General features: G+C 52.6%; 4 protein-coding genes. All 4 read right to left on the reverse strand.

The window, feature by feature from the left end:
* Nucleotides 1-1190: glucose PTS transporter subunit IIA (locus ACI3UA_RS09210; RefSeq protein ID WP_439724523.1), on the reverse strand; the 1190-nt coding region annotated here is incomplete at its 3' end.
* Between the two features lie 357 nt (nucleotides 1191-1547).
* Nucleotides 1548-2306: a response regulator gene (locus ACI3UA_RS09215; protein ID WP_439724524.1), complete on the reverse strand. Its 759-nt coding sequence runs from the start codon at nucleotides 2304-2306 to the stop codon at nucleotides 1548-1550.
* A 174-nt stretch (nucleotides 2307-2480) separates the two neighbouring features.
* Entirely contained in the window at nucleotides 2481-3851 is a 1371-nt protein-coding gene (locus tag ACI3UA_RS09220; protein ID WP_439724525.1) for a sensor histidine kinase, read from the reverse strand.
* 31 nt (nucleotides 3852-3882) lie between these two features.
* A complete protein-coding gene (locus ACI3UA_RS09225; RefSeq protein WP_439724526.1) occupies nucleotides 3883-4881 on the reverse strand; it encodes a deoxyguanosinetriphosphate triphosphohydrolase in 999 nt (332 codons plus the stop codon).
* Nucleotides 4882-4898: the final 17 nt, after the last annotated feature.

Here is a 4898-nt window from a genome sequence, read left to right on the forward strand (position 1 = left end):
ACAGAGCCCTGATAGCCGACCACCGGCACGCTGATGCCCAGCACATCCATCATGACAGGCTGTGCCTCACCAGCGGCAATGGCGTAGGCATTTGGCAGCTGTGGCGCCACCAGCATCAGCCCCAGCACAATGCCGATAACAGGCGTGCCGCCAAATTTCTTCATGGTAGACCAGCACACAAGGGCTGGCAGGAAGGCAAAAGCCGTATCCGTCAAAATCTGGCTCATGCGCAGGAAATTCTCGCTGAACTCCATGCCCAGGCTCAAGGTCATGCCACGCAGGCCCATAAAAAGGCCGGTCGCCACCAGCACCGGAATAATCGGCACAAAAACATCACCGAAGGTACGGGAGATTTTCTGGGCAACAGTCATCTCATCATAAGCGGCTTCCTTGTTGCCGCCACCGGCCAAAGAACCATTCTGATGCACCAGGGCATCATATACCTTGTCCACAAAGCCGGTTCCCAGAATAATCTGGTACTGGGCGGCGGCAAAAAACTGTCCCTTGACGCCGTCAATCGCCTCAACCGCCTTTTCGTCAATCTTTGACTTGTCATGCAAAATCAGGCGCAGGCGCGTAGCACAATGCTCTGCGGAACGGATATTGGCCATACCGCCCACACACTCTGCAATCCGGGCAGCAACCCTTTCTTCACGGCTTTCCATCTGCTTGTCCCCCATTCTGTCTGCCGTCTTTACAGCTTTATCAGCTTTAGCAGCCTTGCCGGCCTTATCATCTTCAGCAGTCTCTCCATCAGCTGAAACCACCCTTTTGCCATTCAGCTCCAAAGTAATCTTCCCGAAAGCATCCGCATTGGTAACCACCACCGGGGTAGTCGTATCGTAGCCCTCGCCCCTGATGCCCCCTTCATCAAACTCCAGCAGCAGGTCGCCCTTTTTCACTTTGTCGCCTGCCTGCACATGGGCGGTAAAATACTTTCCCTGCAGATTTACGGTATCAAGCCCCACATGGATTAAAAGCTCCACTCCGTCCTCTGAAAGCAGGCCGATGGCATGCTTCGTATCAAAGACAGATGTCACCTCGCCGTCAAAGGGCGCTGTCACCCTGCCCGCCGGATTTTTCACGGCTCCGCCTCGCCCCATGATGCCGCCGGAAAACACAGGGTCATTGACTTCCTGCAGGGCAATCAGCTCCCCCTGCAAAGGACTGTCCAGCCTGATGTCCTTCATGATAAATACCTCCCCAAAATGCTAAAAAATACCTTTCACATACATCAAAATACACCTGTAAGCTGTTTCAGGCTATTCATGCAAAGGCCCGTATGCCTTTTTAGTCCGGCCAGCCATATCGCTTTTCCCTGCCGTCCGGTACAAAACCTGTTTACAACTATTATTTTAATGATTTTGGGAGATATTTAACCTGATTTTTATCACCAATTTTTATCAGCCCTGCATGACAAATGTCATTTTCGCTTATTCTATGGCTTCCTGTGCCATGCCTGTCTGCACTGTCCGGACATCACCTTACACTTACTCCAGAGCTTCCTGCGCCATACCTGTCTGCACCGCCCGGACATCACCTTACACTTACTCCAGAGCTTCCTGCGCCATACCTGTCTGCACCGCCCAGATGGCCATCTGGGTTCTGTCCCGGAGCGCCAGCTTGCCAAGAGCGATGCTCAGGCTGTTGCGCACCGTTCCCTCGGAAAAATTCAGCTGTTCCGCGATTTCCCTGTTGGACATGCCATGCCCCACCAGCCGTACAATATTCCTTTCCGTTCTGGTCAGCTCCTTCACGCCGCACATATCCACCGAAATAGCAAAGCCATTTTGCCGCTCTTCCTGCTCCGCCGGGCTGACAGGCTCACCGCCCCAGCCCTCAATAAGCCTGTTAGCCGCCGTTATCTGGCTGAACAGCTTCACCACTTTGGTTACGATGTCCGTGTTCAGCATGGCACCGCCCTCTGCCACCTTGCGGATGGCCGCCGACAGCTCCGGCACGGAAATCCCTTTCAGCAGATAGCCGCTGGCCCCGTATTTCAAGCCGTTCAGCACATATTCATCATCATCAAAGGTAGTCAGGATAATAATCCTCGTATCGGGATATTTTTCCTTGACTGCCTTGGTAGCCTGCACTCCGTCCATTTTCGGCATCCGCACATCCATGAGAATGACATCCGCCGCCTGCTTTTCCAAAAGCTCAAGAAGCTCGGCGCCGTTCTGTGCCACCCCTGTCACCTGCATATCCTCGTTGATATCCAGTACAATCTGCAGGCTTTCCCGGATAAGCTCCTGATCATCTGCAATCATCACCCTTATCACGCTGTCCCCACCCCTTTCAAGCATTCTCGTCAACGTATTTTCCTTCAAGCATTCCCTGCCACCTGTTTTCAGGCGCAACTACCACAACAGTGCTGATGGCCTACCATTACCGCCGCAGATATTTTATCCCTGCATGTTCAGCTTGCTTTTAGCACTCCGGCTATATAACAACAGCATCATATTACCGCCGCAGATGTTTTATCCCTGCATGTTCAGCGGCAGATTTACCTCCAGCACAAAGCCCTTCTCGCTCCAGTATTCCAGGGTACCGCCCAGCATTTCCACCCGCTCCGCCATGTGATGCAGGCCAAAGCCTTTCTTGATTTCTGAACAGCCGATGCCGTTGTCCGAGATAATAATATTCAGCATATCCCCGGCCCCCATCATGAATATCCTTACCTGGGAAGCGTGGCCGTGACGGCTGGCATTGGTCAGGCTTTCCTGTACGATGCGGTACAGCACCTCGGTCTGATCCTGCCTGAGATTTTCTGGAAAATTGTCAAACTGCAGGGATACCTCCACGCCGCTGGCATCCGCAAAATCATCTACCAGCTTCCGCAGGGCATCCCGAAACACCAACTTTTCCAAATCATCCGGCCGCAGCATGTGCATACTGCGCCGCACATCCGTAATGCCGCGCCTGGCGGCCGCCTTGATTTTTTCCAGCTGCTTCTTGGTGACCTCCGGGGCGTAATCCACCGTCACCATGCAGGCATCCAGCCCGGCCACGATGCCTGTCAGGGCATGTCCCAGCGTGTCGTGGATTTCCCTCGCCAGCCTGTTCCTCTCCTTGATTTCCGTCAGGCTGGCTATGGTCATGGCATATTCCCGAAGCTTCTTGTTGGCAAGATTAAGCTCCGCATTGGAATCGTTCAGCCTGTTGTTGCTTTCATTGAGCATTTCATTGGTCATAATCATGCGGTAATTCAAATCCGCAATCTCGGCATTCTCCTTGCTCTTGTCCTGCAAAAGCGTCACCATGTAGACCACGAAGAACATGATATTGCCATAGCTGATAAAATTCTTCACCGCCAGCAGTATTCCCTGCACACCGTCACTGTAATAATCCAGATACACATCAAAGGAAATAATATCCATCCGCAGCATGGAGGCGCTATAGATAATGACACCATAGATAACCGCCATCAGCAATAGCATGATTTTCAACTGACCCTCTCCCTGATAGCAGTACATGAAATCCGCCAACAGCAGAAGCACCACTCCATCGTAAAACAGGTTTGTGCTGTGCAGGAGGAAAATGCAGGCCGCAATCTCCACAAAAAATACACAATACCGGAAAAGCTGGGGCAGTCGCCGCACATTACTGTAAATATAGCCGCAGCAGGCAACTATTGTAAAAGAGCAGACTGTTCCCAGCAGCATTTCCTCTGCCGGCATAGGGAGCATGGAGAGCTTGTAAAGAAAATCCCTTGCCCCCATACCGGCACTTATTTTCTGCTGGGTAACTCCCATAAAAAGCGCCAACAGCAAAATGACAGCCCCGTTATAGGCTGTCATCATCACATGCACGCTGTCTGCACGCCCCTTTATCAAATCACGCACCAACATCAACACCACCTGTCCAATGCCCTGCAATCCTTCAGCGCGCCATTGCGCCTACCGGCGGAATAAATATAGCGTTAAAAAGATGCACAGCATAGCTGTCCGTCAGCCCTGCCACATAATCCACCACGGTCTGCTGCAGGCTGTATTCATGCTGACGCTGCCTGAATTCCTCCGGCAGCTTGTCACTATTTTCCATAAAATACCTGTACAGCTGTTCCACCACAAAAACGCCCTGACTGCGCTCTTTTGCCAACAGCTCCGAATGGTAAATATTCTCAAACATAAACTTGCGGAAAACAGCCATGGCCTCCTCCATAGGCTCGGAAAATACAATATCCCCGGCCTTTTCCGACTGGCAAATCACATCTGAAACCATTGCCGTAATCATGTGGGAAGTCACCGTGCCAATGCGCTGTCTCACTACCTCCGGCAAATCCTCCGCAGTCAGGATGCCGGCCCGCATGCTGTCATCAAAATCGTGGCACAGATAGGCAATCCTGTCCGCCCAATGCACAATGCGGCCTTCCATGGTAAACGGCCTCGTACTGCCGCTGTGATGCAGGATGCCGTCCTGTACCTCCCGCGTCAGGTTCAGTCCCCGGCCGCCTTTTTCCAGTTCCTGCAAAACCCGCAGGCTCTGCTCATTGTGGGCAAAATGCCCCGTCAGCCTGTTCAATGCCGCTTCTCCGGAATGCCCGAAGGGAGTATGCCCCACATCATGCCCCATGGCTATTGCCTCGGTCAAATCCTCATTCAATCTCAGGCTTCTCGCTATGGTCCTGCCAATCTGGGATACCTCAAGGCTGTGCGTCATGCGGGTCCGGTAATGGTCGCCGGATATGATGAAAACCTGTGTCTTGTGCTTCAGGCGGCGAAATGCCTTTGAATGGATTATCCTGTCCCGGTCACGCTGAAATTTGCTCCTAAATATACACTCATCCTGCTGCCTGTCCCTGGCCGCCTCCCTGCTCTTTGCCGCCAGAGGCGACAGCAGCAGATATTCCTGTTCCTCAATCCGCTCACGCACCAGCATCATCAACACCTGCCTTG

The sequence above is a fragment of the Anaerovibrio sp. genome (assembly GCF_051866355.1).
GTDB lineage: Bacteria > Bacillota > Negativicutes > Selenomonadales > Selenomonadaceae > Anaerovibrio.